The sequence below is a fragment of the Nonomuraea sp. JJY05 genome, from assembly GCF_043496855.1.
In the GTDB taxonomy this organism is placed as follows: Bacteria; Actinomycetota; Actinomycetes; order Streptosporangiales; family Streptosporangiaceae; genus Nonomuraea.
Window position 1 is genome coordinate 100,481 of record NZ_JBIEIS010000033.1, and the last position, 24,899, is coordinate 125,379.

Here is a 24,899-nt window from a genome sequence, read left to right on the forward strand (position 1 = left end):
CCCTCCCTCCCCCCCCATCGCGTCGATGACCTGGCCGATGACGCGGTGGTAGTCGGCGCGGACGGTGGTGGTGGCCGCGAGCACGCCCTGTCCCGGCCCGTCCATGGCGAACACGGCCATGCCCCGGCGCAGCAGGGCGTCGATCACATCGTGGAACTCCTCCTTGCTGGAGTCCAGGCCCGGGACCACCACCGCGGTGGCCCCGGCGCCGGCCGGGCCGCGCAGCCAGCCGGCGAAGTCCGGTCCCTCGATCCGGCGCGCCACCGGCTCCAGCAGGTCCAGCGCGCGGCCCATGGCGGCGTCCGCCTCGGCAGCCGCGAGCGCGCGCTCAGGGTTCGGCCCCAGCGTGGCGAAGTGGAACCAGCGCGCCGCCGCCCGGTGGTGCTCGCCTGCCGAGATCGCGGTGGCCGCCCGTCCGGCGCGGGCCAGATGCCCGCGCGCGGCGCGCATGAAGGCCTCGCCCCATCGGTCCAGGCCGGGCAGCTCGCCCGTGACGCGCAGGTACTCGTGCGGGTCCAGCCCGGCTCCGGTCGCACGGGACAGGTTGGCGGCGGCGAAGTCCGCGGCGCTCATCGTGGTGCTCCGATCGTCAGGACGGCCTTGCCTCGGACGCGGCGTTCCCGCAGGTCGATGAGGACCTCGGCGGTCCGGCTCCAGTCAGCGGTACGGCCGATCTCCGGGTGCAGCCGGCCACCGGCCACCAGGCGTACCAACGTGGCCAGGTCGGGACCGTACGGTGCGCCCGCGTAGTGGAAGTGCCGGATCACGGCGTTCTCGGGCCCGGCGAGCAGGTCGAAGAAGTCCAGCGTCGCCGGCGTACGCCCGGCCTGGCCGAACCAGACCAGCGTGCCGCCCGGGACCAGTTTTGCCAGCGCGGCCGCCGGCGCGCCACCGCCGGTGGACTCCAGCACCACGTCGAACGGCCCGTCCGCCTCACCCACGTCGTGCACGATCGCCGCGGCGCCCAGCTCACGAAGGCGCGCGCCGCGCTCCGCCGTCGCGGTCACCGCGGTCACCTCCGCCCCGGCCGCCGCGGCGAGCTCCGTCACGTAGTGCCCCACCCCGCCGGAGGCGCCGGTCAGCAGCAGCCGCCTGCCCGTCACGGCGCCGGCCGCGCGCAGCAGCCGGAGCGCGGTGATCCCGGCCAGCGGCAGGGCGGCCGCCCGGACCGCGGTGATCTCGTCGGGCAGCACGGCGATCGAGTGGGTGGGCACGGTCGCGTACTCGGCCCAGCCGCCCATCGGCGGGTGCCCCACGACGCGGGTGCCGGCCGGCGGCCCCGAGCCGTCGGCGGCGGCCTGCACGACCAGACCGGCGACGTCCTTCCCCGGCATCAGGCCGGGTTTCGGCGCTTCCAGCAGGAACGTCTCCCCACGATTCGGGGCGAACGCCTCGACCTTGACCAGGACCTCGTCCGGGGCGGGCATGGGCTGGGCGTCCTGGGCGAACTCCACCGGCCGCGTCGCCTCCCCAGTAGGGATCAATCTACGCATGCGGCAATGAAACCGGCATCCGGCTCGCGTGATCCAACAACGGGCGCGACAGGCCGACAACCATCGGTTGTCGCCTAAGGTGACAGGCGTGGACCTCGACCTGGCGCAGGTGCGCGCGTTCGTGCGGGCGGCCGAAGAGCTGCACTTCGGCCACGCGGCCGAGGAGCTGTCCATCTCCCAGCAGGCGCTTTCCAAGCGGATCGCCCGCCTGGAGTCCAGGCTCGGCATGCGCCTGCTCGACCGCGGCGGCCAGGGGGTGCGGCTCACCGAGGCGGGGCGGCGCTTCCTGGAGCCCGCCCGTCAGGCGCTGGCCGCCGCGGACCTGGCCGTGACGGCGGTGCTCGACGCGCACCGCCCGCTGCGGATCGACGTGTGGGGTCACCTGTACGCGCCCCTGCGCACGCTGGCGCAGGTGGCGACCGGCGAGCCCCGGCTGGAACTGGGGCACGGCCGCGACCTGCCCTCTGTGGTCGCCGCGCTGCTGCACGGCGACATCGATGCCGCCTTCGGTCGCGTCCACGCCCCGCTGCCCGCCGGGCTGACACATCGCCTGGTACGGCTGGAGCCGGTGGACGTGATCTTCAGCGCGGACCACCCGCTGGCGGACGCGCCGGCGATCCGGCCGGCACAGTTGCGCGACAGCGTGCTGTGGACTCCCGGGGCGCTGCACCGGCTGGACTTCCTGCACCGATTCGCGGAGTCCTTCGGCATTCGCGACCGGGCCGAGGGCACGAACCTGGGACTGGACCACTTCCTCGCCGACCTGGCGGCCGACGCGCGCCGCTTCAGCCTGCTGCCCGCGGACGTGCCCCTTCCGCCTCGCCCGGCGATCCGCTCGGTCCCGCTGGTGAGCCCCACGCCCCTGTACGCCTGGTCGCTGCTCTGGCGGGGCGACGGCGGTCCGCCGCTGCTGGACGGCTTGGTGAGCGCCTTCGTGGCAGAGGCCGAGCGGAACCGGTGGCTGGAATACGACCCCGTCTGCGACTGGCTGCCCGAACGCCACCTGCCACCCGCGCTCGACGTCCAAGGCACCCAGAACCCGCCGACATCACGGCGTTGACCGCGGCGACGGTCAGGTGCACCGCGAGCTGACGGGACGTGGCGCGCTCGCAGCCGCACGAAGCGGACCTCCCGATGTCGGGAGCCTCAGGCTCTTGATCATAGTGACTACTCTCGCGAGACTAGTCGTGTGTCGTCGATACGCATCTTCATCCTCGGTGCGCTGTCCGAGCGCGGCCCGATGCACGGTCACCAGCTACGGCTTCTCGCCGAGGAGGAGCACCTCGACTTGTGGACCGACATCACCATCGGCGGGCTCTACGGTGCGATCAAGCGCCTCGCCGCCGAAGGGCTGATCCAGGAGGCACGGACGGAGCAGATCGGTTCATATCCGCAACGCAAGGTCTGGCAGATCACCGATGCCGGCGGGCAGACGCTGTCGTCGCTCCGGCTCCGCGGGTTGCGTGAGATCGTTCTGAAACCCGACCCGTTCGACCTCGTCCTCACCCGGCTCGATCCGGACCGTCTGGATGACCTGCCCCCGGTGATCGAGGCGCGGATCGCGTCACTGGAGGCGACGCTCACCGAGTACGAAGCGCATGCGCGGTCGATCGCCCGCCACCTGACTCTGGCGGAATCACTCGCGATGCGGCACCGCGTCGTGCGGTTGCGAGCGGAGATCGCCTGGCATCGACAGCTGGCATCGCAGCTCCCCGAGCTGATCACCGAGGGAAAGACCCGGAGCGGTGTCCGGTTCGAGCGGGAATCCGGCAAAGCTCATCAACGCGGCTGACCCCGCGGGAGGAAGAACTCATCATGCTGCGTAACCGTGTTTTCGCCTGGCACCGCGAGTTGCAGAGCGTTCATCACCGCTTGGAGAAGGCCCTGGAGGATGCTCGAAGGGCGATCCGCTCCGGCACGCGCGCCGAAACTCTCAAGCCCGAACTGCGCGACTTCTGCTACACCTTCTGTTCTGCGCTGGGGAGCCATCATCGCAGCGAGGACTCCGACTTCTTTCCGGCGTTGCTGAAGCAGATGCCGGAGCTGGAGCCCGCGATCACCCGCCTGCGTCACGAGCACCAGGTCCTCGCGCAGCTCCTCGCCGACTTCCAGCTGAGCCTGGACTCCCGGGAATCATCACCGGAGCAGCTTTTCCGGCAGATCAATGACATCAAGGCCGTGATGAAGGCCCATTTCGGCTATGAGGAAGGCTCCCTGAGTCGCGCTCTTCGTGCGCTTGATGCTCCGGCAAGCGACAAGCACCGGATGTTCGGCGACGTCTGAGCCGAAGGGGCGGCCGCGGCTCGGTCAGGGGTGGCGAGGGGCGAGCCCGTTCAGCAGCGCGTCCAGGGCGAAGCCGAAGCGATCCTGGTGGTCGGCCGCACCCACGCCCGCCACTCACCGGCCGGCTGGGGCTGTTCCTGCGGCTGGGCTGGGACTGGCCGGAGAGCGGCTGACCGGGGCACAATCAGGGCGAAGCCGCTGAACCAGGCTCGGCGTGGTGCTTGCGCAGGCGCCAGGCGGCCTGGGCGCCGAGGCTGGTGTCGATGTGCTCGCGCATGACCGCCGCGGCCGACTCCGCGTCGCCCGCGATCACGTACTCCAGCAGGGCCTCGTGCTCGGCGGCCTTGCGGTCGCGGGCCGCCTGGCCGCGCTCGACCTCCAGGGCCAGGCGGCGGTAGCGGTCGGCCTTGTCCCACAGGCCGTCGAGGGTCTGGATGAGCAGATCGTTGTGGGAGGCGGAGTAGAGGGCGGCGTGGAACTTGCGGTGGGCCACGAGCTGCTCGTAGTCAGGGTTGCCGGGCAGCGGCTTGAGTCCCTCGTGGGCCGCGCGCATGGCGGCGATGTCGGCCTTGGTGCGGCGTTCGGCGGCCAGCCCGATCGCCAGCGGGTCGAGGGAGCGGCGCAGCTCCAGCAGGTCGCGGGCCTCCTCGGCGGCCAGGGGCGCGACGCGGGCGTCGCGGTGGGCGTCCAGCTCGACCAGCCCTTCGCTCTTGAGCCGGCGCAGCGCCTCGCGCAGGGGAGTGGTGCTGATGCCGATGTCGCGGGCCAGCTGCGCCTGCGCGATGACGGAGCCGGGGAGCAGCCGTCCGGACAGGATCAGCTCCTTGACGCGCAGATAGGCGAAGTCCGCCTTCGTCGTGTAGAGCTCGGCCGCTGATTCGCTCATCGCTGTCCTGTCTCGTCGGTGACCGTTATAACCTACACCGCCGTCCGACTCTGTCGGCAAGAGTCCCGGCCCCTCGGTCAGAGAGCAGGCGGGCCAGATCGTTGCCGCTATAAGTCATCTAAGAGGCTCTTCGCGTTACATTCCGGAAACGAGGGCTTGACGTCATAGGTTATAACGAAGCAGAGTGTGCGGCATCGCAGGCGACGGCTGGTCGGTCGCGCCTGGTCTAGGAGGAAGCACATGACCACCTTCCACCCCACATTCCGCGCCCTGGGCGTCGCCGTACTCGCACTCGGCCTCCTCATGGCCTGCGGCGGTGGAGGCGAGGCGGCGAAACAGCCGCCGCCGAACGCGATCGCGACGGGACAGGCCCCGTCCTACTACCCGAGCGAGTACGCCCAGCTCATCGGGGCGTCCAAGAAGGAGGGCGGCACCCTCACCATCTACTCCAACACCGACCAGGAGAACTGGGCGCCGATCTTCCGCGACTTCGAGAAGAAGTACCCCTGGGTGACGAAGATCGCGGCCAACAACCTGGACAGCGACGAGGTGTTCCAGCGGGTGCTCAGCGAGCAGGCCACCGGCAACTCGCCCGCCGACCTGGTCGTGTCGAACGCCGCGCAGGCCTGGGCCGACTTCGCCGCCCGGCCGGGAACCCTGATGGAGTACGCCTCACCGGAGAAGGGCAAGCTGCCGGACTTCGGCGAGCTGCTGCCCAACGTGTACGCCATGTCCGCCGACCCCCTGTCGATCGCGTACAACACCTCGCTGCTGCCCGGGAAGCCGACCGGGCTGAAGAGCCTGGCGGCGATCCTGGCCAAGGACCCCGCCCAGTACAAGAGCAAGATCACCACGAGGGACGTGAGCGGCGCGTTCGGCTTCACCGTCTCGCACGCCTTCGCCGAGGCGCGCCCCGACTCCTGGACCTCGCTGCAGTCGGTACTGCCGCTGGCCAGGCCGGAGACGTCGTCCGGCACCCAGCTGGAGAAGATCACGTCCGGCGAGTACGTGGCCGGCTTCTTCGTCAGCGCCGCCCCGGCGTACCCGGTGGTGGACAAGAGCGGCGGCCTGCTGGCGATCTCGTTCCTCGACGACGGCACGGTCGTGCTGCCGCGCGGCGTCGGCATCGCGGCCAAGGCGCCGCATCCGGCGACCTCGAAGCTGTTCGTGGACTTCGTGCTGTCGCAGGAGGGCCAGCGGGCGGTGGCCGAGGGCGGGCTGACCTCCTACCGCGACGGCGTCGCCACCGGCGACGGCCTGCACACCTACCAGGAGCTGGTCAAGGCCGTGGGCCAGGCCAACATCATCCTCGCCAAGTACGCGAAGGTCCCCGACGCCGAGGTCAAGTCGTTCACCGCCAAGTGGAACGGCCTGCTCGGTCGCTGACCCGCGAAAGGATCGAAAGTGACCACCCTTTCCCCGCCGCGTCCGCCGGCGCATCCCCCGCCGCGCTACCGCAGGCCGCTGGGGCTGGCCCGGGAGAGCTGGCTGCAGTACGCCGTGCTGCTCCTGCTGGCGGTCCTGGTGCTGGCGCCGGTCGTCCCGACGCTGTACCAGTCCTTCCTCGACCGTCCCCTGTACGAGGCGGGTGGCGTGCTCGGCGCCGGCAACTACGTGCGGCTGTTCACCGAGGCGGGATTCGGCCGCGTCGTGCTCAACACGGCGCTGTTCGCGGGGATGACGACCGTGCTCAGCCTGCTCATCGCGGTGCCGATGGCCGTGGTCGTGGTACGCACCAAGCTGCCCGGCGGCCGCGTGTTCGCCGCCGCCATGCAGTGGCCGTTCTTCATCTCCTCGCTCATCCTCGGCTTCGGCTGGATCACCATGTACGGCCCGGCCGGCTTCGTCAGCGTCGAGGTACGCCGCCTGCTCGGCTTCCTGCCGTGGAACCTGTACTCCATTCCCGGCATGGCGCTGACCGAGGCCGTGGCGCTGGCCCCGATCGTCTACACCTTCTGCGCCGGCGCCCTGCGCCAGAGCGACGCCTCGCTGGAGGCCGCCGCCCGGGTGTGCGGGGCCGGGCCGCTGCGCATCCTGCGTTCGGTGATCCTGCCGCTGCTGCGCCCGCCCGTCGTCTACAGCTCGATCCTGGTGGTCAGCATGTCGGTGGAGACGCTGAGCGTGCCGCTGCTTTTCGGCCAGCCGGTGCGCATCGACGTCTTCTCCACCTTCCTCTACCGCAACGGCCTGCAGTCCATCAACCCGGACTACGGGGTGCTGGGCGCGGCGTCGGCGATCATCCTGCTGGTCACCGTCAGCCTGGTCGCGCTGCAGGCCAAGCTGCTGAAGAACGCCCAGCGGTTCGTCTCCGTCCGCGGCAAGGCGACCCGCCCGCGACCGCTGGATCTGGGCCGCCTGAAGTGGATCAGCATGGCCGCCATCGCCCTCTACGTGGTGATGGGCGCCCTGGTGCCCATCGGCGGGCTGGTCTTCCGCTCCTTCACGCAGGTGTTCACGCCGCTGCAGTCGCCGTTCAAGACCCTCACCGGGGACAACTACGAACGGATCTTCACCTATCCGGTGTACGTGCAGTCCATCGTCAACAGCCTGCTGGTCGCGGCGATCGGCGCGGTCCTGGTCAGCGCGCTGTCGCTGCTGGCGGTCATGGTGGCCAGGCGCTCGACCTTCCGCTTCGCCCGCGCGGTGGAGTATCTGGCGCTCGCCCCGCAGGCGATGCCCGGCATCATCGTCGGCATCGGCCTGTTCTGGGCGCTGGCCTTCGCCCCGTTCGGGCTGGGCACCCTGATCCAGGGCACGCTGTGGGCGCTGATCATCGGTTTCGGGCTGCGGGCGCTGCCCAGCGGGTTCGGCTCCATCTCGCCGTCGATCATGCAGATCGGCCGGGAGCTCGACAACGCCGCCCGGGTCTCCGGCGCCGACTGGGTGCGTACGTTCACCCGCATCCTGGCGGCCCTGCTGCGGCCGGCCTTCGCCGGGGCGCTGATCCTGACGTTCGTGACGCTGCTCAAGGAGTACTCGCCCGCGGTGTTCCTGGGCTCGGCGGACTCCAACATCATCGGCACGACCATGCTCGAGCTGTGGGTGCAGGGCAACACCGGCTCCGTGGCCGCGCTGGCAAGCCTGCAGATCGCCATCACGGCCACCTTCGTCGGGCTCGCCGGGCTACTTCTCAAAGGACGCCCCCAGAAAGGAGGCACAGATGCCTGAGGTCAAGGTCGCCAACCTGTCCAAGCGGTTCGGCGACAACGCCGTCCTGCGTGACATCTCCTTCACCATCGCCGACGGCGAGTTCTTCACGCTGCTCGGCCCCAGCGGCTGCGGCAAGTCCACCACCCTGGCGTGCATCGCCGGCCTGGAGCGGCCGAGCGCCGGCAGCATCACGGTCGGCCCGGCCACGTTCGTCGACGCCGGCACGTTCGTGCCGCCCGAGGGGCGCAACCTCGGGATGGTGTTCCAGTCGTACGCGCTGTGGCCGCACATGACGGTCGCCCAGAACCTGGCCATGCCGCTCAAGATCCGCAAGGTCGACCGGCGCGAGCAGGACCAGCTCATCACCGAGGCGCTCGGCAAGGTGGGCCTGGCCGAGCTGAAGGACCGCTACCCGCACCAGCTGTCGGGCGGCCAGCAGCAGCGCGTCGCCCTGGCCCGCGCCCTGGTCTACTCGCCCGGCGTGCTGCTGCTGGACGAGCCGCTGTCCAACCTGGACGCGCAGCTGCGCGAGCAGGCCCGCGCCTGGCTCAAGCGGCTGCAGGAGGAGCTCGGCATCACCACCGTGTACGTCACCCACGACCAGGAGGAGGCCCTGGCCCTGAGCGACCGCATCGCGGTGATGTCCAAGGGCGACATGGTGCAGATCGGCACCCCGAAAGAGATCTACGAGAGCCCCGCGACCGCTGAGGTGGCCGCGTTCGTCGGCCGCTGCAACTTCCTCACCGGCACGGTGACCGGCCCGGCGCAGGTGCGGCTCGACTGCACCGGGCAGACCATCGCCGTCCCTGAGGCCCCGCCGGGCCGGCGGGTCACCGTGGCCGTCCGTCCGGAACGGCTGGAGATCCTCCCGCCCGGCCGCAGTGCCCCCGACGACGTGAACGTGCTCACCGCCGAGGTGCTCACCAGCTCCTACGTCGGCTCCCGCTACGAGTACGACCTGCGCCTGGGCGACCACGTCATCCAGGCCGAGACCGCCCGCCCCGGGCTGAGCGGCGAGGTCACGCTCGTCGTCGAGCCCGCCGCCTGCCTGCTCTACCCGACCACCGACGCCCTGCCCGAGGACGTCGAAGCACTCGTAAGGACGTAAATTTCGTGACTTCCTACCGTCTTGGCGTCCTCGAAGGTGACGGCATCGGCCCCGAGATCGTCCCCGCGTCCGTCCTGGTCGTGGACGCCGCGCTCGCCGCCGCCGGCGCCACCCCCGTCGAGTGGGCCGAGCTGCCGCTCGGCGCCCGCGCCATCGACACCTACGGCGACGCCGTACCGGAGGAGACCCTCGCCGCCCTGGCCGAGCTGGACGCCTGGCTGCTCGGCCCGCACGACAGCGCCGCCTACCCCGAGCCGCACCGCTCCGAGCTCAACCCCAGCGGCACCATCCGCAAGCACTTCGACCTGTTCGCCAACATCCGCCCGGCCAGGTCCTTCGACGGCGCCGACGCCGTCGTCCCCGGCACCGACCTGGTCATCGTCCGGGAGAACACCCAGGGCTTCTACGCCGACCGCAGCACCTACAAGGGCAGCGGCGAGTTCATGCCCACCCCCGACGTGGCCATCGCCATGGGCATCGTCACCCGGCCCGCCGTCGAGCGGATCGCCGTCGAGGCGTACGAGCTGGCCTCCCGCAGGCGCGGCAGGCTCACCATCGTCCACAAGGCCAACGTGCTGAAGCTGACCACCGGCATGTTCCGCGACGTCTGCCGCGAGGTCGGCGCACGCTATCCGGACGTGGCCGTCGACGACTTCCACATCGACGCGATGACCGTGCACCTGGTGCGGCGGGCGAACGACTTCGACGTGATCGTCACCGAGAACATGTTCGGCGACATCCTGTCCGACCTGGCCGGCGAGATCGCCGGATCGCTCGGCATCGCCCCGTCCATCAACGCCTCCCACGAGCGCGCCATGGCCCAGGCCGCGCACGGCTCCGCCCCCGACATCGCCGGCCAGGACGTCGCCAACCCCATCGCGATGATCCTGTCCAGCGCCATGCTGCTCGACTGGCTCGGCGCCCGCCACCAGGACCCCGCCCTGGCCCAGGCCGCCGCCCTGATCGGGGCGGCGGTCGCCGACACCGTCCGGAGCGGCACCCGTACCCGCGACATGGGCGGCACGGCGGGCACCCGGGCCTTCGCCGAGGCCGTCGCGGCCGGTGTGAAGCGATGAACCCGACGATCGCGGTCGTCAACGCCACCCCCGCCTCCATCCAGCCCGCCGCCGACGGTCTGGGCGAAGGGTTTCCCGAGGCGAGGGCCTGGCACCTCCTGGACGACCGGCTCGTCACCGAGGCCGACGCGGCCGGCGGCATGACACCCGCGCTGACGCGTCGCATGCTCGCCGTCATCGACTACGCGGTCCGCGGCGGCGCCGACGCGGTGCTGCTGTCCTGCTCGATGTACGGCCCGGCCGCCTGGCTCGCCCGGCGGCTGCACGAGGTGCCGGTGACGGGCTCGGACGAGGCCATGTTCGCCGACGTCGCCCGGCGGCGGCCCGGCACCGTGCTCGTGCTCGGCTCGCTCGACTCCGCGGCGGCGGACTCGGCCCGGCGGCTCCAGGAGGTGGCGGACGGCGTCGAGGTGCGCGCGATAGCGGCGCCGGGAGCCGCGACCGCGGCGGCCGCCTGCGACTGGCCGGACCTGGCCGACGCGCTCGCGGGGGCCGCCGTGCCCCACCTCGACGGCGTCGAGCTGGTCCTGCTCGGGCAGTACTCGATCAGCCCGGTGCGCGCCGAGCTGGCCGACCGGCTCGGCCTGCCGGTGCTGAGCCCGCCGCTGGCGGCGGCCCGGGCGTTGCGCGAGGCGCTGGCATGAGCCTGCTTCTGGGCTGCGTGGCCGACGACTACACCGGCGGCACCGACGTCGCCGCCGCGCTGCGGCGGTCGGGCCTGCGCACGGTGCTGATCTTCGGCGTCCCCGGGCCCGCGACGGTGCTCCCGGACAGCGACGCCGTCGTCGTCGCGCTCAAGACCCGCTCGATCCCGGCAGGGGAGGCGGTCGCCGCGTCGCTCGCCGTCCAGCGGTGGCTTCGCGAGCGAGGGGCCCGGCGCCTGTACGTCAAGTACTGCTCCACCTTCGACTCCACCGACCAGGGCAACATCGGCCCGGTCGCCGACGCGCTGACCGAGGCGAGCGGGGCCGGCCTGACCGTGGTGTGCCCGGCCGCTCCCGAGCACGGCCGCACCGTCTACCAGGGGCACCTGTTCGTCGGCGACCGGCTGCTGTCGGAGTCGTCGATGCGCCACCACCCGCTCACGCCGATGACCGACCCCGATCTGGTCCGCGTCCTGGGACGGCAGACCCCGCACCGCGTCGCACTGCTCGCGCACGAGACCGTCCGGCGCGGAGCCGACGCGGTGCGCGCCGCGCTCGACACGCTCCAAGCCCAAGGCGTCCGGTACGCGGTCACCGACGCCCTCGACGACCGCGACCTCGAATTCATCGTCCGCGCCGGCGCGCACCTGCCCGTCATCACGGGCGCGGCGGGGCTGGCCGGAGCCTTGGCGACCGCCCGGCACGAGCCGGGCGGTCCCGCCGTGCCCGCCCTCCCGACGGGACCGGGGGTCGTGCTCGCGGGCAGCTGTTCGGCCGCCACGCTGGAGCAGGTGGCCCTGGCCCGCCGGCACCTGCCCTCCTACCGGCTGCGCGCCGAGCAGGACGGGCTGGTCGAGGAGGCCCTCGGCTGGCTGGAGGCCAACCTCGCGGCGCGGGGCCGTGCCATGGTCTACTCCTCCGCTCCTCCCGAGGAGCGCTCGCCCGGCGCGGCCGGGCTGCTGGAGAGCGCGCTGGCGGCCGTCGCCGCCCGCGCCGCCCGGCTCGGGGCCAGGCGCATCGTCGTCGCCGGTGGCGAGACCTCCGGCGCCGTGGTGAACGCGCTCGGCGTGACCGGGGCGGTCGTGGGCGCCGAAGCCGACCGGGGCGTCCCCTGGCTGCTCACGACCGGCCACCCGAGCCTGGCCCTGCTGCTCAAGTCCGGCAACTTCGGCCGCCCCGACCTGCTCGTCACAGCCCTGGAAGCACCATGACCGACATTTCCTCACAGATCGCCGAGCTGGGCGCGTCCCTGTTCCGCCGGCGGCTGACGCACGGCCGCACCGGCAACCTCAGCGCCCGCGCCGGCGACGCCTTCCTCATCACCCCCACCGGCGGCTCCCTCGGCGACGTCGCACCCGATCAGCTCTCGCTCGTCAGCCTGGCAGGCGAGCACCTGGACGGGCCGCGCCCGTCGAAGGAAGCCTTCCTGCACGCCGCCTTCTACCGCGCCCGCCCGGACGCCGGCGCGGTCGTCCACCTGCACAGCACCTACTCCGTCGCCGTGTCCTGCCACGACGGCCTCGACCCGGACGACGTGCTGCCGCCGCTGACCGCCTACTACGTGATGCGCGTCGGGCGGCTGCCGCTGCTGCCGTACCACGCGCCCGGCGACCCGGCGCTGGGTCCGATCGCCGAACGGGCCGCCCGCACCGCGCACGCGCTGCTGCTGGCCAACCACGGGCCCATCGCCGCCGGCGCCGACCTCGCCCATGCCGCGGACGTCGTCGAGGAGCTGGAGGAGACGGCACGGCTGTGGCTGCTGCTGCGTGAGCGTCCCATCCGGCCGCTCACCCCCGACCAGATCAGGAGACTGTCGTGATCCCCGCCTCCGAGCTGATCTCCTTCGGGACCGAGGTCCTGACCTCGCTCGGCGTCCCCGAACCGGACGCGCGGCTGGTGGCCGACAGCCTGGTCACGGCCGACGCGTGGGGCCACCCCTCGCACGGCATGCTGCGCCTGGAGTGGTACGCCGACCGCCTGCGCTCCGGGGCCATGCGCGCGGTCACCGACGTGGCCACCGTGCTCGACGGCGGCGCCGTCGCCGTCCTCGACGGCCGCGACGGCGTCGGCCAGGTCGTCACCGCGTACGCGGCCCGCGACGCCGTACGCCGCGCCGGCGAGCACGGCGTGGGCGTGGTCGCGGTGCGCGACAGCAACCATTTCGGCACCGCCGCCTACTTCACCCGCATGATCGCCGACGAGGGCTGCGTCGCCCTGCTGACCACCAACGGCAGCCCCGCGATGGCCCCGTGGGGCGGCCGGGAGAAGAGCGTGGGCGCCAACCCGTGGTCCATCGCGGTGCCCGGCGGCCGGCGCGGCCCGGTCGTGCTCGACATCGCCAACACCGTCGTCGCCCGGGGCAAGATCTACGCCGCCCTGGAACGCGGACAGCCCATCCCCGAGGGCTGGGCCCAGACGGCGGACGGCGTCCCCACCACCGACCCCGCCCTGGCCGTCGACGGGCTCATCCTGCCCATGGCCGGGCATAAGGGGTACGGCATCTCGTTCATGATGGACGTGCTGTCGGGCGTGCTGACCGGCAGCTCCTACGCCACCGACGTGGCCGGCCCGTACGTGCCCGACCGCCGCAGCGGCTGCGGCCACCTGCTGCTCGCGCTGCGCCTCGACGCCGTGGCCGACCCCGCCGACTACGCCCGCCGCCTCGAAGACCTCATCGACCGCACCAAGGCCGTGCCGCTCGCGCCCGGCTTCGACGAGATCTTCCACCCCGGCGAGATCGAGGCCCGCAACGCCGCCGAGGCCGCCCTGACCGGAGTGCGCCTGCCCGGCAAAACCCTGCGGGGCCTGCGCCGGCTCGCCAAGGCGTGCGCCGTCCCGCAACCCGCCTGGATGGACGCATGTCCGTCCTGATCGTCCAGATCGAGGTGCGGCCCGACCGTCTGGAGACCTTCCTCGACGGCATCCGGGCCACTCGCGGCGAGCCCAGCTGCCGCCGCTCCTACTGCCATCCCGTCTCGCTCCAAGGGCAGGCCACGTGACCGACCTCCTCACGGTGGGATCTCGCCGTTACCGCATCCACACCGTCGATGCACCCGCGCGCTTGCCGTACAGCCTGCGCATCATGCTGGAGAACCTGCTCCGGCACGCCGCACCAGCCGAGCAGGTGCGGGCCCTGACCGGATGGCGGCCACGGGCCGCGCGCAGCGCCGCCGTGGACCTGCGTCCCGCCCGGGTGTTCCTGCACGACACCAACGGCGTGCCCGTGCTGGCCGACCTGGCCTCCATGCGCGACGCCATGGCGGCGCTCGGCGGCGACCCCGCCTCGGTCAACCCGGCCATCCCCGCGGAGCTGGTCATCGACCACTCCATCATCGCCGACGTCTTCGGCCGCCCCGACGCCCTGGCCCGCAACGCCGGCCGGGAGTACGAGCGCAACGCCGAGCGCTACCGCTTCCTGCGCTGGGGCCAGGCGTCGCTGCGGGGCTTCACGGTGGTGCCGCCGGGCAAGGGCATCATGCACCAGATCAACGTGGAGTACCTGGCCCGGGTGGTCATGACCCGCGGCGATGAGGCGTACCCGGACCTGTGCCTGGGCACCGACTCGCACACCACCATGGTCAACGGGCTCGGCACGCTCGGCTGGGGCATCGGCGGCATCGAGGCCGAGGCCGCCATGCTGGGCCAGTCGGTGCCCATCCTCGTGCCCGACGTGGTGGGCGTGCGCCTGCACGGCGAGCTGCCGGTCGCCGCCACCGCGACCGACCTCGTGCTGACCCTCACCGAGCTGCTGCGCGACCACGGGGTGGTCGGCAAGATCGTCGAGTTTCACGGGCCGGGGGTCACGGCGCTGCCGGTGACCGACCGGGTGACGATCTCCAACATGAGCCCGGAGTTCGGCTCCACCGCCGCGCTGTTCCCCATCGACGCCGAGACGATCCGCTACCTGCGCTTCACCGGCCGCGACGACGACCACGCCGACCTGGTCGAGGCCTACGCCAAGGCGCAGGGCCTGTGGCACGAGCCGGCCGCGCCGCCCGCGTACACCGCCGACCTCGACCTCGACCTGGCCACCGTCGTCCCGTCCGTCGCCGGCCCGCGCCGCCCCCAGGACCGCATTCCCCTGGAGGGGGTGAAGACCGCCTTCCGCGCGCAGGAGCGGCCTCCCGTCGAGGGGGACCGGGAGATCACGCACGGGACCGTCGCCATTGCCGCCATCACCTCCTGCACCAACACCTCCAATCCCTCCGTCATGGTCGCGGCCGGGCTGCTCGCCAAGAAGGCCGCCGAGCGCGGGCTGAGCGCCAAGCCATGGGTGAAGACCACCCTGTCGCCCGGCTCGCGCGTCGTCATGGACTACTACGGCGAGGCGGGCCTGACCCCCTACCTGGAGCGGCTCGGCTTCACCCTGGCCGGGTTCGGCTGCATGACGTGCATCGGCGCCTCCGGCCCGCTCGTCGAGGAGGTGTCGAAGGCCGTGGCCGAGCACGACCTCGACGTGGCCGCGGTCCTGTCCGGCAACCGCAACTTCGAGGGCCGCATCCAGCCCGAGGTGCGCTCCAACTACCTCGCCTCGCCGCCGCTCGTCGTCGCCTACGCCATCGCCGGCACCATGGACCTCGACCTCACCACCGAACCTCTCGGCACCGACCCCGGCGGCCGTCCCGTCTACCTGCGTGACCTGTGGCCTGCCCCGGAGGAGGTGCGCGCGGTCATCGAGCGGGTGATCAGGCCGGAGATGTTCGCGCGCGCCTATGCCGACGTCCTCGACGGAGACGAACGCTGGCAGCGCCTGGACGTCTCCAGCTCCGCCACCTACCCCTGGGACCCCGCCTCCACGTACGTGCGCCGCGCCCCCTACCTCGACGGCATGTCGCCCGAGCCGCCGCCCGTCACCGACCTCACCGGCGCCCGCGTCCTGGTCAAGCTGGGCGACTTCATCACGACCGACCACATCTCACCGGCCGGGGCCATCCTCCCGTCCAGCCCCGCCGGCCGCTACCTGGCCGACCTCGGCGTGCCGCGCCACCAGCTCAACACCTACGCCTCCCGCCGCGGCAACCACGAGGTCATGATGCGCGGCGCCTTCGCCAACGTCCGCCTGCGCAACCAACTCGCGCCCGGCACCGAGGGCGGCCTCACCGCCGACCTCCTGGACGGCGGCGCGATCACCACCGTGTACGAGGCCGCCCGCGCCTACCAGGAGGCCGCCGTACCGGTCGTGGTGCTGGCGGGGGAGGGCTACGGTGCGGGCTCCTCCCGTGACTGGGCCGCCAAGGGCCCCGCGCTGCTCGGCGTGCGAGCTGTCATCGCCAAGTCGTTCGAACGCATCCACCGCTCCAACCTGGTCGGCATGGGCGTCCTGCCGCTGCAGTTCCTCCCCGGCGAGGGCCCGGACGAGCTCGGCCTCACCGGCCGGGAGGTCATCGGCGTCACCGGCCTCACCGCGCTGGACGGGCCGCGGCTCCCGCCCACCCTGACGGTCACCGCCGGCGGCGTCACCTTCCAGGCCCGCCTGCGCCTCGACACGCCTCGCGAGGCCGACTACTACCGGCACGGCGGAATCATGCCCTATGTCCTGCGCGGCCTGCTGGCAGCTGCGCGCCGATCCCGTTGAGCACCCGATCCAGCCCGTGCCGGAAGCGCTCGGACGGGGCAAGGTGCGCGGTGCCGGATTCCCGTACGGACCGGCTGAACAGGGGATAGGCACCCGACTCGACGATCTGCCGCACGTACGGCCCGATGTAGTCGCGCTTCCAGCGCTCCGGGTCCAGGCCGGTACGGCGGGCCTCCTCCAGCCAGCCGATCTCGCGGCGGATCGCGCTGTGGACGTAGTCGTTCACCATGCTGACGAAGCCGGTCATCTCGTCGATGTCGAGGCCCAGCCCGTTGAGCGCCCCCAGGGCGAACTCGTGCACGCGCAGCAGGTGCGGGCCCAGGGTCGGGCGGCCGCTGAGCAGCGGGGTCAGCCAGGGATGGCGCAGGCCGGCGGCCCGGGTCTCGTGGGCGACCAGGGAGAGGTCGCGGCGCCAGTCGCCGGACGGCGCGGCGGGGAGATCGAGCTCGCCCATCGCCAGGTCGATCATGAGGTCGAACAGATCATCGCGTTTCGGCACGTAGCGATAGAGCGACATGGCGCCGGTGCCCAGCTCGCCCGCGATCCGGCGCATGGTCGCGGCCTCCACCCCTTCGGCGTCGGCGATCCGGACGGCCGCCCGGGTGATCTGCTCGCGGTTGTAGCCGGGCCGCCGCCCGGGCCCCGAACGCTCCAGGCGTTCGGGCCGCATCCAGATGCTGATCAGTTCCTCGTCGGACATCCCGCCGGCCCCTCCCTAGCTTGCGTACACAGTACTCGAATGGCTAGGGTCCCATTTCGAGTACGAGGTACGCGAAATAGCGGAAGGCATGATCGGCAATGACGACATTGACCGGCAAGACGGCGCTCGTGACCGGCGCCAGCAGGGGGATCGGCCGGGCCGTCGCCACCCGGCTCGCCCGGGAGGGCGCCAGGGTCGCCGTCCACTACGGCAGCGACGAGGCGGCTGCCAAGGAGACGGTCTCGGCCATCGAAGCGGGCGGCGGGCAGGCGTTCGCCGTACGGGCCGAGCTGGGCGTTCCGGGAGACGCCGAAGCGCTGTGGGCCGGATTCGACGCCCACGCCGACGGCCTGGACATCCTGGTCAACAACGCGGGTATCCTCGGCGACCAGAGCGAGATCGACGGCGTGACCAGGGAGGGCTTCGAGCGGCTGTTCGCGGTCAACACGACCGCCCCGTTCTTCGTCACCCGGCTCGCCGTGCCGCGGCTGCGGGACGGCGGCCGGATCATCACGATCGGCACGATGCTGACCCGAGGCGCGGCCATGCCCCGGGCGATCGGCTACGCCATGTCCAAGGCCGCGCTCGACGTGCTGACCACCGCGCTGGCCAAGCAGCTCGGACCGCGCGGCATCACGGTCAACACCGTGGCGCCCGGCGTCATCGACACCGACATGCACCAGGGACGCCTGGTCGGGGAGGCCCTGGCCTGGCTGTCGTCGCAGTCGCCGCTGGGCCGGCTGGGCACGCCGCAGGACGTCGCCGACGCGGTGGCCTTCCTGGCCGGCGACGACAGCCGCTACATGACCGGCCACCGCCTGGACGTCTCGGGCGGGACGACCATGTGACCCCCGCGGTTCGGGGCGTGGGCGCCCGCTACGCCGAACCGCACGGAGCGCTTGCCGCCGGCAGGTGGCGTGCGACTCGGTGCACGAGGCCGCATGGCTCGAACGCAACCTGCTGGAAGCCGGCACGCCCCCCGAATGGGCGGAGTTCGCCCGGCGCAATGCCGAGCTGGCCGCGGCGCTGATCCGCCTCTGACCCGGGTCAGGGCCGCGGCGCTGATCCGCCCTGACCGGGTCAGGGCCGGACGGCGGCCGATGCCGCCGTCCGGCCCTGGTTCGGTTCGGGCTGTTATCCGGGCATGCCGAAGCCCACGACCGCCGCGTAGTAGACGGCGGCGATCTTCCTGCAGGTGCCGCGCACCAGGAAGAAGTAGCCGCCGCACACCTTGTCCTTCAGGGTGATGTAGAACCGGGTGTCCACGTCGAGCTTCCGCCCGACGGTGCGGTCGAGGTAGTACTTGTACTTCTTCTTCTGGTTGGTCATCAGACCGTACCCGTAGTCGTGGGAGTCACAGGCCGGCCGGAAGTCGAACCCGGCGGGGCGGTCCGGTCCCGGCTTCGTGCAGTGGTCGTGAACGATGCCCCTGACCTTGAAGCCGCTGGCGGTCCGCTTCCAGTCGGGCTTGCGCCATTTGCCACCGTGGTACGCCCAGGCCGAGCAGCCCGACTTCGTGTACCACATCCAGGTCTTGGCCGTGTCGCACTTCTTCGGGTAGGACTGCGGGGGATCCACGCCGTCCGGCAGGAAGTCGCCGGCCGGCGGCTCGGTGGCGTTGGGGTCGTCGAGCCCGGCCGCGCCCTCGGTCGGCCCCCCGTTGGCCGGCACGTCGGTCCCGGTGGCGACCACCTGGGGAGCCGCGGCGCCCTCGGGGAACGACAGCTGCCAGCCGCCGTTGCTGACGGACTCGATCGACGACAGGCGCCCCACCGGGTCGTAGGCGTAGGTGCCCTGGACGGCGCCGACGCTGGGATCGCTCACGGTGCGCAGCAGGCCGCTCGGGTCGTAGGAGTAGCTGGCCTCGGTCCGCGGCGCGTCGGTTCCGTACGCGACCGTGATCTCCTTGAGCCGGCCCGCGTAGTCGCCGTTGGAGGTACTGGTGGCCGTGGTGGCCGTGGCGTAGGTGAACCTGGTGACGGACGCGGGGCTCTCGCCGCGGGTCGGTTCCTTGACGCTGCTGACCCGGCCCTGGGCGTCGTAGGCGATCGCGGACTTGCCGAAGGCGACGGTGCCCACGCTGGTCACCCGCCAGGGGTCGGCGCTCGGCGCCCCGCCCGGCCGGGCCCAGGTGTAGGTGAGCTGGAGGTCGCTGGCGCTGATGGGGGTGCCGTCGGGGTTGGTCATGGGTTCGTCGCCCGGGTCCAGGGGGCCCAGATCCGTCACGAACGTCTCGGTCGTCGTGGTACGCATCGCTCCGATGACCGGGTCCCACTTGGTGGTCTCGGTGACCTTGGACCCGTCGGCGGCCTCGTACGTCTGGATGCCGCCGCCGTCGGGGAAGGAGACGCTGCTCTTCAGCGGGTAGCTGGTCGATGTGCCCTCGTCGAGTTCCGTGACGACGATGGTGCCGTTCCGGTTCTCCAGCTTGCGGTTGATCTCGCCGCCGGCGAACTCGGCCTGCCAGCCCGGCCCGAAGACGCCCAGTTCGGGACGGGTCGCCGGAGCGGACTGCGGCCGGGCCAGATCGCCGGGTGTCAGGGCCACGCCGTGCTTGCGGCTGATCGCGCCCGCGGACACGTCCAGCTCGGTGAGCTTGAAGGTTTTGGTGTCGGAGGAGTACTGGCCGGGACCGATCTCCTGGACGTTGGCCGGCGGCGGCTCGTCGAGCGCGGCGGCGGAGACCTCCGGGGCGAGGAAGGGGAGGAGCATCGCGGAGAGGGTGACGGGGAGCGCTAATCGGCGCAAGAGGTGCCTCCAGGTAACGAGAGAAAGTGATTTGATCACCTGGAGGGTAAGGGCTGACAAAGCGCTCCACAAGAGCTGGACAAGTTTTTGAAATGGTGCTGGAATCGCCTACGGGGCCATGCCTTGATGGCAATTTATTTTCATGTTTACGCAGGTGGGGGGCTGCTATGTCAATTTATGGTGCCTTTATGGCGGCGTTGTAGGGCCTTCGAGAATAATGACTCAGTCGAATGATGTGAAGGCATATTCGGTGTTCCAGAAATCGGCGTAGCGGCCGCCGCGGCGCAGTAGCTCGTCGTGGCTGCCCTCCTCCACGATCCGGCCGCCGTCCAGAAAGACGATGCGGTCGGCGCGTTGGACGGTGCGCATCCGATGCGCCACCATCACCACCGTCCGGCCCGCCATGAGGTGCTCGATGCCCTCGTGGACGGCCGCCTCGTTCACCGGGTCCAGCGCGGAGGTCACCTCGTCCAGCAGCACGATGGGCGCGTTCTTCAGCAGCGCCCGAGCGATCGAGACGCGCTGGCGTTCGCCGCCGGACAGCAGGGCACCGCCCTCGCCCACGTTCGTCGCCCATCCGCCGGGCAGCCGCTCGATCACCTCGTCCAGCCGCGCCGCGGTCGCCGCCGCCCGCACGTCGGCTTCGTCGGCGTCGGGGCGGCCGAGACGTACGTTCTCCTCGATCGTGCCGTCGAAGAGATAGACGTCCTGGAACACGATGGCGATCCGCGCCATCAACGCCTCCGTGCTGATGGCGCGCACGTCCGCGCCGCCCACGCGCACCGCGCCCGCGTCCACGTCGTAGAACCGCGCCGGCAGCTGCAGCAACGTGCTCTTGCCCGCCCCCGACGGTCCGACGACGGCGAGCCGCTGCCCCTCCGGCACGGACAACGACACGCCGTCCATCACCGTACGGTCCCCATGCCTGAACACGACGGACTCGAACTCCAGGGCATGGCCTGCCGGCTGGACCGGTTCGCGGGGTTCCGGCAGCGGCTCGGTCCGCAGCACCGTGTCGAGCCTCGCCAGCACGGAACGCGCGCCGCGGAGCTTGCCGCCGATGTCGGCCAGCGACAGCAGCGGATCGGCGCAGCGGGCGGCGAGCACCAGGATCGTCAGCAGCTCCGCCGCGCCGAGGCCCCCGCCGAGCGCGAGGTAGGCGCCCAGCACCAGCAGCGCCGTGAAGCTCGCCTGCACCGTGAGCGCCAGTCCCACGGTGCCGGGCAGCGCCGACATCACGGTACGGCGGGAGGCGCGCTGGACTTGCCGCAACGAGTCGTCGAGCAGCTCGAAGCGTTCGCCGCTCCGGCCGCCGGCGCGCAGCACCGGCTGGGCCTGGAGATATTCGATGACCCGCCCGGTGGCCTCGTGGTCGCGTTCGTGGCGCTCCGCATCGGTGGCGGCCATCGAGCGTCCCGTCCAGATCTGGACCGCCGCCACGACCGGGGCGGCGACCAGCGCGGCCAGCCCCAACTGCGCGTTGAAGGCGAGCATCACGCCGATGATCGTCAGGGGGGTCACACAGGCGGAGATGAACGGCGCCAGCAGATGCGCGATCACGCTCATCGCCTCCAGGACGCCGCGGCTGGCCAGAACGGACACCTCGCCGACCCGGCCGGCGCCGTACCAGCCCAGCGGCAAGCGGGCCAGGTGATCGCCGAGCCGCTGGTACATGCCGCGCAACAGCACGGTCCCGACGCGGAAACCGGACAGGTCGCTGCGATAGCGCAGCACGGCGTAGACCGCGACCGCGGCCCCGAACGCGGCCAGCCACGGCCCGGCATCCGCGGGCGTGCTCCCGAACAGCGCCGCCAGCACCGGAACCAACAGCGCGTAGGACAACCCTTCGGCCACCGCGGTCGTCGTCATCAGGGCCACGGTGCGGCGCACCGGCCGGGCGTACTCGTCTCCGAGCACGCGCAGCAGCATTCGGATCATCGGGGCTCGTCTCCTCGCAGTGCGGTTTCGATCTCGTCGGCGACCGCCGATCGGTGGGATCGCCAGAACGCGGCGAACTTTCCGTTCTGTGCCAGCAGCTCGGCGGGCCTGCCGCGCTCGACGATCGACCCGTTCTCCAGCATCACGACGGTGTCGGCGTCGGCGACCGTCTCCAGGCGATGGGCGATGACCAGGATCGTCCGATCGCCCGCCGGCGTGGCCAGGGCCCGGCGTACGGCCTGTTCGGTGGGCGGGTCGGCGAAGGCGGTCGCCTCGTCGAGCACCAGAACGGGCGTGGCGGCGAGCAGCGCGCGGGCGATCGAGATCCGCTGTGCCTCGCCGCCCGACAGCCCGGCCTCTTCGTGGATCACCGTTTCGTACCCGCGCGGCAGCTCCAGAATCCGCTCGTGGATGTTCGCCAGCCGGGCGGCGCGAACCACGTCATCGCGGCCGGCATGCGGCACCGCCAGCGCGATGTTGTCCGCGACCGACGCGCGCAGCAGGCGGACGTCCTGGAAGACGAAGGAGACCGTGCGGTAGAGCTCCTGGCTGCCGAGCTCGCGCAGATCGACGCCGCCCAGGACGACCGAGCCGTGGGTCGGGTCGAAGAACCTCGGCAACAGCTGGACCAGCGTGGACTTCCCGCTGCCCGACGGCCCGACGACCGCGGTGACCGTCCCCGGCTCCAGCACCAGGTCGATCCCGCGCAGCACCTCGTGATCGGCTTCGTAACCGAATCGCACGTCCCGCAGCTCCACCCGGTGACCCCGCGGCGCGACCGGGCGTGCGGGCTCCGGCAGCGACCGCACCGCGAGCACGTCCCGGATCCGGCCGACCGCCCGACGGGCGGCCTGCATGTCGTCGAAGCCGTGCCCGAGGGCCGCCACGGGGGCGGTCAGGCCCAGCCCGAGCAGCAGGAAGGGCAGCAGGTCGGCCGGGGCCATGCCGCCGTTCGCGATCAGAGCCGCGCCGCCGATCAGCACGACCAGCAGCACGAACGGCGGTGACAGCGCCAGCTGCATCCCCGCGGCGACCGCGGAGAGGCCGCGCACCATCCGGAAGAAGGCGCCGACGAAATCGTCCGTGGCCGTGCGGAACCTCCGGTGGACGCGCTCCGACCCGCCGAACGCCTTGACCACCGAGATGCCCTGCACGAACTCGACGACCGAATCCGCGATCCGTCCCATGGCCGCGTCGAACTCCTTCTGCTCGCGCAGCCGGGTCGGGGTCATCATGAGGGGGACCAGCGCCACTGCCAGCACCACCGGTATCAGCGCGATCAGCGTGAGCCGCCAGTCGACGGTGAACAGGTAGACCAGCGACACCAGCGGCACCATGAACGCCGAGATGAGCTCGCCGGGGGTGTGGGCGATGAACGGGTGCACGGCGCTCACGTCCTCCCCGACCACCTTCGCCAGCTCGCCGGTCCGGCGCCGGGAGAACCAGCCGATCGGTACGCGCCCCAGCCGCGCGGCCAGCTGCCGGCGGAACGACAGCTGCACCTGGCCGTCGAGAATGTGCCCGATCCCGGACGATGCGGCCGTGAACAGCAGTCGTACGAACAGGCCGGCCGCGCCCGCGATGACGACGGTCCAGACGTGACCGTGATCGACCGGGCCGGGCGACAAGAGCGTACGACCCAATTCGACGACCGCCAGCAGCGGCGCCAGCCCCGCAAGGGCGCCGATGACCTGCAGGATCACCACGGCGGCGAAACTCCAGCCATAGGGGCGCAGCAGCCTTGCCATGCTCTGTCCCGCCGCGGGATCGGTGTCCTCCGGTGGTGGCGTGGCCTGTTCCCTCGCCTCGGCAAGGTCGGTGGTGGTCATCGCTGTCCCGTCTTCGTCGTCATCAGGGGAACGCGTGGAGGCCGAGCTCGCTGCGGCCCTTTCGGCCTGCGAACTTCGGCTCCGCAGGATCGAAGCCGGTCAGCGGCCACGCCCTCATGACCGCACATTCTCGCCCGGCCGCCGTTCCGAGGGCGTCCCACAGGCGGAGTCATCTGCCACTACCGCACCGGGATCAACGACCTGCGGGACTACGACGCCGGGAGTAGGCGAGGGCCGCTCACACGGCGATCCTCTGTACAGTCCTTCCGTCGGCGTCGGCGATGACGAGCCGCAGCACGTCCGTTCTGGGGGGATATTGGATGGCCCAGAGCCCGAGCCCCGCGCCGACATCCCGCGCGAGGCTGGCCGGAAGCCTCCGTCCATCCTTGGTGACCGCCGTCACTCCGTGAACGCCGTCCTTGGCTATGCCGAACCAGATGTCCTTACCGCGAGCCTGCGTACGGGCGAACTCCTTGCCGGCCAGCGGCGGAAACGAGGCGCAGGAGCTACCCTCCGGCCCGCTCTCGCAGAGGAGGAGCCCGCCCTTGCGGGGCGCGTCGCTCAGCCACATCATCAGCGGCGGCACAGTGGCGACCTTCCCCTTGGGGGGATGCTTCTTCTTCATGTCCGCGAACCCCTTGTAAACAGGCCGCGGCGACGTCGTGACCGTGACCGTGACGGACGGCACGGCGGCGGCGCCATCGTTCTGCCGCCCCGGCCACGGCTGGACCGACCAGGCCACGAGAACGGCCGCGGCCACCCCCACCGCCGAGCTCGCGGCGACGGCGGCACGACGGCGTCTGCGGACGGCACGTCCCGCCGCCATGGCCCGGTTCACGTTCACCGTGCTCGGCGGCTCCTCCTGGCGCGCCAGCGAGCCGAACACCTGCTTGACCTCCATCAAGACTCCTCCGTACGTGCGAGACGGGACTCCGGCGCGCCGAGCATCGAGCGCAGGGTGGCCAGACCGCGCGCGGTCTGGCTCTTGACGGTTCCGGTGGAGCAGCCCAGCGCGTGGGCGGTCTGCTCCACGCTCAGATCGCAGTGGAAGCGCAGCACGAGAGTGGCGCGCTGGCGGGCGGGAACGGCGGCCAGCGCCCGGTTGACGTCCATGACCATGTCCCGGTCGCCGCCTTCGACCTGCTGGTCGGACAGCGCGGGCGTCAGCCGTACGCGGGAGAACCAGCCCCCTCGCTGCTCGGCGAGGAAGACCCGGATCAGCATCGTGCGCACGTAGGCGTCGAGGTCGTCGGCGGCCCGAGCCTGGCGCCATTTGACGTAGAGCCGCGTTATCGCCGCCTGCACCAGGTCGTCGGCGCGATGCCAGTCCTGGCACAACGGATAAGCGATCTTCCGCAACCAGGACAGCCGGCCACTCACGTAGGCGGTGTACTCCTCGTCAAGGCTCATTGGTCTCCCCGATAGATGACTTCACATCCCAAGAGATGGGTCCGGCCCGGGCGCAGGTT

General features: G+C 71.7%; 22 protein-coding genes and 1 pseudogene. 14 read left to right on the forward strand and 9 right to left on the reverse strand.

The window, feature by feature from the left end; all coding sequences use genetic code 11:
- Both ACFKCF_RS40900 and ACFKCF_RS40905 read right to left on the reverse strand, forming a co-directional pair.
- Positions 1-573: pseudogene (locus ACFKCF_RS40900) on the reverse strand (alpha/beta hydrolase); the annotation flags it as partial.
- A complete protein-coding gene (locus ACFKCF_RS40905; protein ID WP_394500716.1) occupies positions 570-1,493 on the reverse strand; it encodes a zinc-binding dehydrogenase in 924 nt (307 codons plus the stop codon). The pseudogene ACFKCF_RS40900 and the gene ACFKCF_RS40905, both read right to left, overlap by 4 nt.
- A gap of 88 nt (positions 1,494-1,581) precedes the next feature.
- On the opposite strand from ACFKCF_RS40905, the gene ACFKCF_RS40910 reads away from it, so the two are divergent.
- The 3 genes from ACFKCF_RS40910 (at position 1,582) to ACFKCF_RS40920 (ending at position 3,776) form a co-directional block, all read left to right on the forward strand.
- Complete coding sequence (locus ACFKCF_RS40910; RefSeq protein WP_394500717.1) at positions 1,582-2,553, forward strand: LysR family transcriptional regulator; 972 nt, start codon at positions 1,582-1,584, stop codon at positions 2,551-2,553.
- A 129-nt stretch (positions 2,554-2,682) separates the two neighbouring features.
- Complete coding sequence (locus ACFKCF_RS40915; RefSeq protein ID WP_394500718.1) at positions 2,683-3,285, forward strand: PadR family transcriptional regulator; 603 nt, start codon at positions 2,683-2,685, stop codon at positions 3,283-3,285.
- Between the two features lie 23 nt (positions 3,286-3,308).
- On the forward strand, positions 3,309-3,776 hold the full coding sequence (locus ACFKCF_RS40920; protein WP_394500719.1) for a hemerythrin domain-containing protein: 468 nt from the start codon (positions 3,309-3,311) through the stop codon (positions 3,774-3,776).
- Positions 3,777-3,960: 184 nt separating this feature from the next.
- On the opposite strand, the gene ACFKCF_RS40925 is transcribed toward ACFKCF_RS40920, so the two are convergent.
- Positions 3,961-4,662, reverse strand: a complete 702-nt coding sequence (locus ACFKCF_RS40925) for a GntR family transcriptional regulator (protein ID WP_394500720.1) — start codon at positions 4,660-4,662, stop codon at positions 3,961-3,963.
- Between the two features lie 240 nt (positions 4,663-4,902).
- Here ACFKCF_RS40925 and ACFKCF_RS40930 point away from each other — a divergent pair, with 240 nt between their 5' ends.
- From ACFKCF_RS40930 to acnA, 10 genes are read left to right on the forward strand one after another with little or no spacing between them, the layout of a single operon-like run.
- Positions 4,903-6,048 carry an ABC transporter substrate-binding protein gene (locus ACFKCF_RS40930; protein ID WP_394500721.1) on the forward strand — a complete coding sequence of 382 codons (1,146 nt, stop codon included), beginning with the start codon at positions 4,903-4,905 and terminating at the stop codon, positions 6,046-6,048.
- 18 nt (positions 6,049-6,066) lie between these two features.
- Complete coding sequence (locus ACFKCF_RS40935) at positions 6,067-7,830, forward strand: ABC transporter permease (RefSeq protein WP_394500722.1); 1,764 nt, start codon at positions 6,067-6,069, stop codon at positions 7,828-7,830.
- The gene (locus ACFKCF_RS40940) at positions 7,823-8,920 is read left to right on the forward strand and encodes an ABC transporter ATP-binding protein (RefSeq protein ID WP_394500723.1); all 1,098 of its coding nucleotides are present in this window, start codon (positions 7,823-7,825) and stop codon (positions 8,918-8,920) included. Before ACFKCF_RS40935 ends, ACFKCF_RS40940 begins: the two co-directional genes overlap by 8 nt.
- Positions 8,921-8,925: 5 nt before the next feature.
- Positions 8,926-9,996: an isocitrate/isopropylmalate dehydrogenase family protein gene (locus ACFKCF_RS40945; RefSeq protein WP_394500724.1), complete on the forward strand. Its 1,071-nt coding sequence runs from the start codon at positions 8,926-8,928 to the stop codon at positions 9,994-9,996.
- The gene (locus ACFKCF_RS40950; RefSeq protein ID WP_394500725.1) at positions 9,993-10,640 is read left to right on the forward strand and encodes an aspartate/glutamate racemase family protein; all 648 of its coding nucleotides are present in this window, start codon (positions 9,993-9,995) and stop codon (positions 10,638-10,640) included. The genes ACFKCF_RS40945 and ACFKCF_RS40950 overlap by 4 nt, the downstream gene beginning before the upstream one ends.
- A complete protein-coding gene (gene otnK / locus ACFKCF_RS40955; RefSeq protein ID WP_394500726.1) occupies positions 10,637-11,851 on the forward strand; it encodes a 3-oxo-tetronate kinase in 1,215 nt (404 codons plus the stop codon). The genes ACFKCF_RS40950 and otnK overlap by 4 nt, the downstream gene beginning before the upstream one ends.
- Positions 11,848-12,459 carry a 3-oxo-tetronate 4-phosphate decarboxylase gene (gene otnC / locus ACFKCF_RS40960; RefSeq protein ID WP_394500727.1) on the forward strand — a complete coding sequence of 204 codons (612 nt, stop codon included), beginning with the start codon at positions 11,848-11,850 and terminating at the stop codon, positions 12,457-12,459. Before otnK ends, otnC begins: the two co-directional genes overlap by 4 nt.
- On the forward strand, positions 12,456-13,511 hold the full coding sequence (locus ACFKCF_RS40965) for an Ldh family oxidoreductase (protein WP_394500728.1): 1,056 nt from the start codon (positions 12,456-12,458) through the stop codon (positions 13,509-13,511). The genes otnC and ACFKCF_RS40965 overlap by 4 nt, the downstream gene beginning before the upstream one ends.
- Positions 13,499-13,639, forward strand: coding sequence for a hypothetical protein (locus ACFKCF_RS40970; RefSeq protein WP_394500729.1), 141 nt, complete (start codon positions 13,499-13,501; stop codon positions 13,637-13,639). The genes ACFKCF_RS40965 and ACFKCF_RS40970 overlap by 13 nt, the downstream gene beginning before the upstream one ends.
- Positions 13,636-16,215 (forward strand): aconitate hydratase AcnA, encoded by a 2,580-nt coding sequence (gene acnA / locus ACFKCF_RS40975; protein ID WP_394500730.1) that lies wholly within the window; start codon positions 13,636-13,638, stop codon positions 16,213-16,215. Before ACFKCF_RS40970 ends, acnA begins: the two co-directional genes overlap by 4 nt.
- Here acnA and ACFKCF_RS40980 read toward each other — a convergent pair.
- The gene (locus ACFKCF_RS40980) at positions 16,163-16,915 is read right to left on the reverse strand and encodes a TetR/AcrR family transcriptional regulator (protein WP_394500731.1); all 753 of its coding nucleotides are present in this window, start codon (positions 16,913-16,915) and stop codon (positions 16,163-16,165) included. The genes acnA and ACFKCF_RS40980 overlap by 53 nt on opposite strands.
- Before the next feature lie 98 nt (positions 16,916-17,013).
- Here ACFKCF_RS40980 and ACFKCF_RS40985 point away from each other — a divergent pair, with 98 nt between their 5' ends.
- Entirely contained in the window at positions 17,014-17,763 is a 750-nt protein-coding gene (locus ACFKCF_RS40985) for an SDR family NAD(P)-dependent oxidoreductase (protein ID WP_394500732.1), read from the forward strand.
- A gap of 286 nt (positions 17,764-18,049) precedes the next feature.
- On the opposite strand, the gene ACFKCF_RS40990 is transcribed toward ACFKCF_RS40985, so the two are convergent.
- The 5 genes from ACFKCF_RS40990 to ACFKCF_RS41010 all read right to left on the reverse strand — a co-directional run bounded on the left by ACFKCF_RS40990 (position 18,050) and on the right by ACFKCF_RS41010 (position 24,840).
- A complete protein-coding gene (locus ACFKCF_RS40990) occupies positions 18,050-19,627 on the reverse strand; it encodes a phospholipase A2 (protein ID WP_394500733.1) in 1,578 nt (525 codons plus the stop codon).
- Between the two features lie 258 nt (positions 19,628-19,885).
- Positions 19,886-21,601: an ABC transporter ATP-binding protein gene (locus tag ACFKCF_RS40995; protein WP_394500734.1), complete on the reverse strand. Its 1,716-nt coding sequence runs from the start codon at positions 21,599-21,601 to the stop codon at positions 19,886-19,888.
- Complete coding sequence (locus ACFKCF_RS41000; RefSeq protein WP_394500735.1) at positions 21,598-23,430, reverse strand: ABC transporter ATP-binding protein; 1,833 nt, start codon at positions 23,428-23,430, stop codon at positions 21,598-21,600. The genes ACFKCF_RS40995 and ACFKCF_RS41000 overlap by 4 nt, the downstream gene beginning before the upstream one ends.
- Positions 23,431-23,668: 238 nt before the next feature.
- Positions 23,669-24,331 carry a hypothetical protein gene (locus ACFKCF_RS41005; protein ID WP_394500736.1) on the reverse strand — a complete coding sequence of 221 codons (663 nt, stop codon included), beginning with the start codon at positions 24,329-24,331 and terminating at the stop codon, positions 23,669-23,671.
- Positions 24,331-24,840: a SigE family RNA polymerase sigma factor gene (locus ACFKCF_RS41010; RefSeq protein ID WP_394500737.1), complete on the reverse strand. Its 510-nt coding sequence runs from the start codon at positions 24,838-24,840 to the stop codon at positions 24,331-24,333. Before ACFKCF_RS41010 ends, ACFKCF_RS41005 begins: the two co-directional genes overlap by 1 nt.
- Between the last annotated feature and the right edge of the window lie 59 nt (positions 24,841-24,899).

What these genes read in the sequence shown, in the direction of transcription:
- ACFKCF_RS40905 (WP_394500716.1), bottom strand. Translation starts at nt 1,493, where the DNA reads ATGCGTAGATTGATCCCTACTGGGGAGGCGACGCGGCCGGTGGAGTTC.
- ACFKCF_RS40920 (WP_394500719.1), top strand. Translation starts at nt 3,309, where the DNA reads ATGCTGCGTAACCGTGTTTTCGCCTGGCACCGCGAGTTGCAGAGCGTT.
- ACFKCF_RS40925 (WP_394500720.1), bottom strand. Translation starts at nt 4,662, where the DNA reads ATGAGCGAATCAGCGGCCGAGCTCTACACGACGAAGGCGGACTTCGCC.
- ACFKCF_RS40930 (WP_394500721.1), top strand. Translation starts at nt 4,903, where the DNA reads ATGACCACCTTCCACCCCACATTCCGCGCCCTGGGCGTCGCCGTACTC.
- ACFKCF_RS40940 (WP_394500723.1), top strand. Translation starts at nt 7,823, where the DNA reads ATGCCTGAGGTCAAGGTCGCCAACCTGTCCAAGCGGTTCGGCGACAAC.
- ACFKCF_RS40950 (WP_394500725.1), top strand. Translation starts at nt 9,993, where the DNA reads ATGAACCCGACGATCGCGGTCGTCAACGCCACCCCCGCCTCCATCCAG.
- otnK (WP_394500726.1), top strand. Translation starts at nt 10,637, where the DNA reads ATGAGCCTGCTTCTGGGCTGCGTGGCCGACGACTACACCGGCGGCACC.
- otnC (WP_394500727.1), top strand. Translation starts at nt 11,848, where the DNA reads ATGACCGACATTTCCTCACAGATCGCCGAGCTGGGCGCGTCCCTGTTC.
- ACFKCF_RS40970 (WP_394500729.1), top strand. Translation starts at nt 13,499, where the DNA reads ATGTCCGTCCTGATCGTCCAGATCGAGGTGCGGCCCGACCGTCTGGAG.
- ACFKCF_RS40980 (WP_394500731.1), bottom strand. Translation starts at nt 16,915, where the DNA reads ATGTCCGACGAGGAACTGATCAGCATCTGGATGCGGCCCGAACGCCTG.
- ACFKCF_RS40985 (WP_394500732.1), top strand. Translation starts at nt 17,014, where the DNA reads ATGACGACATTGACCGGCAAGACGGCGCTCGTGACCGGCGCCAGCAGG.
- ACFKCF_RS40990 (WP_394500733.1), bottom strand. Translation starts at nt 19,627, where the DNA reads ATGCTCCTCCCCTTCCTCGCCCCGGAGGTCTCCGCCGCCGCGCTCGAC.
- ACFKCF_RS40995 (WP_394500734.1), bottom strand. Translation starts at nt 21,601, where the DNA reads ATGATCCGAATGCTGCTGCGCGTGCTCGGAGACGAGTACGCCCGGCCG.
- ACFKCF_RS41000 (WP_394500735.1), bottom strand. Translation starts at nt 23,430, where the DNA reads ATGACCACCACCGACCTTGCCGAGGCGAGGGAACAGGCCACGCCACCA.
- ACFKCF_RS41005 (WP_394500736.1), bottom strand. Translation starts at nt 24,331, where the DNA reads ATGGAGGTCAAGCAGGTGTTCGGCTCGCTGGCGCGCCAGGAGGAGCCG.
- ACFKCF_RS41010 (WP_394500737.1), bottom strand. Translation starts at nt 24,840, where the DNA reads ATGAGCCTTGACGAGGAGTACACCGCCTACGTGAGTGGCCGGCTGTCC.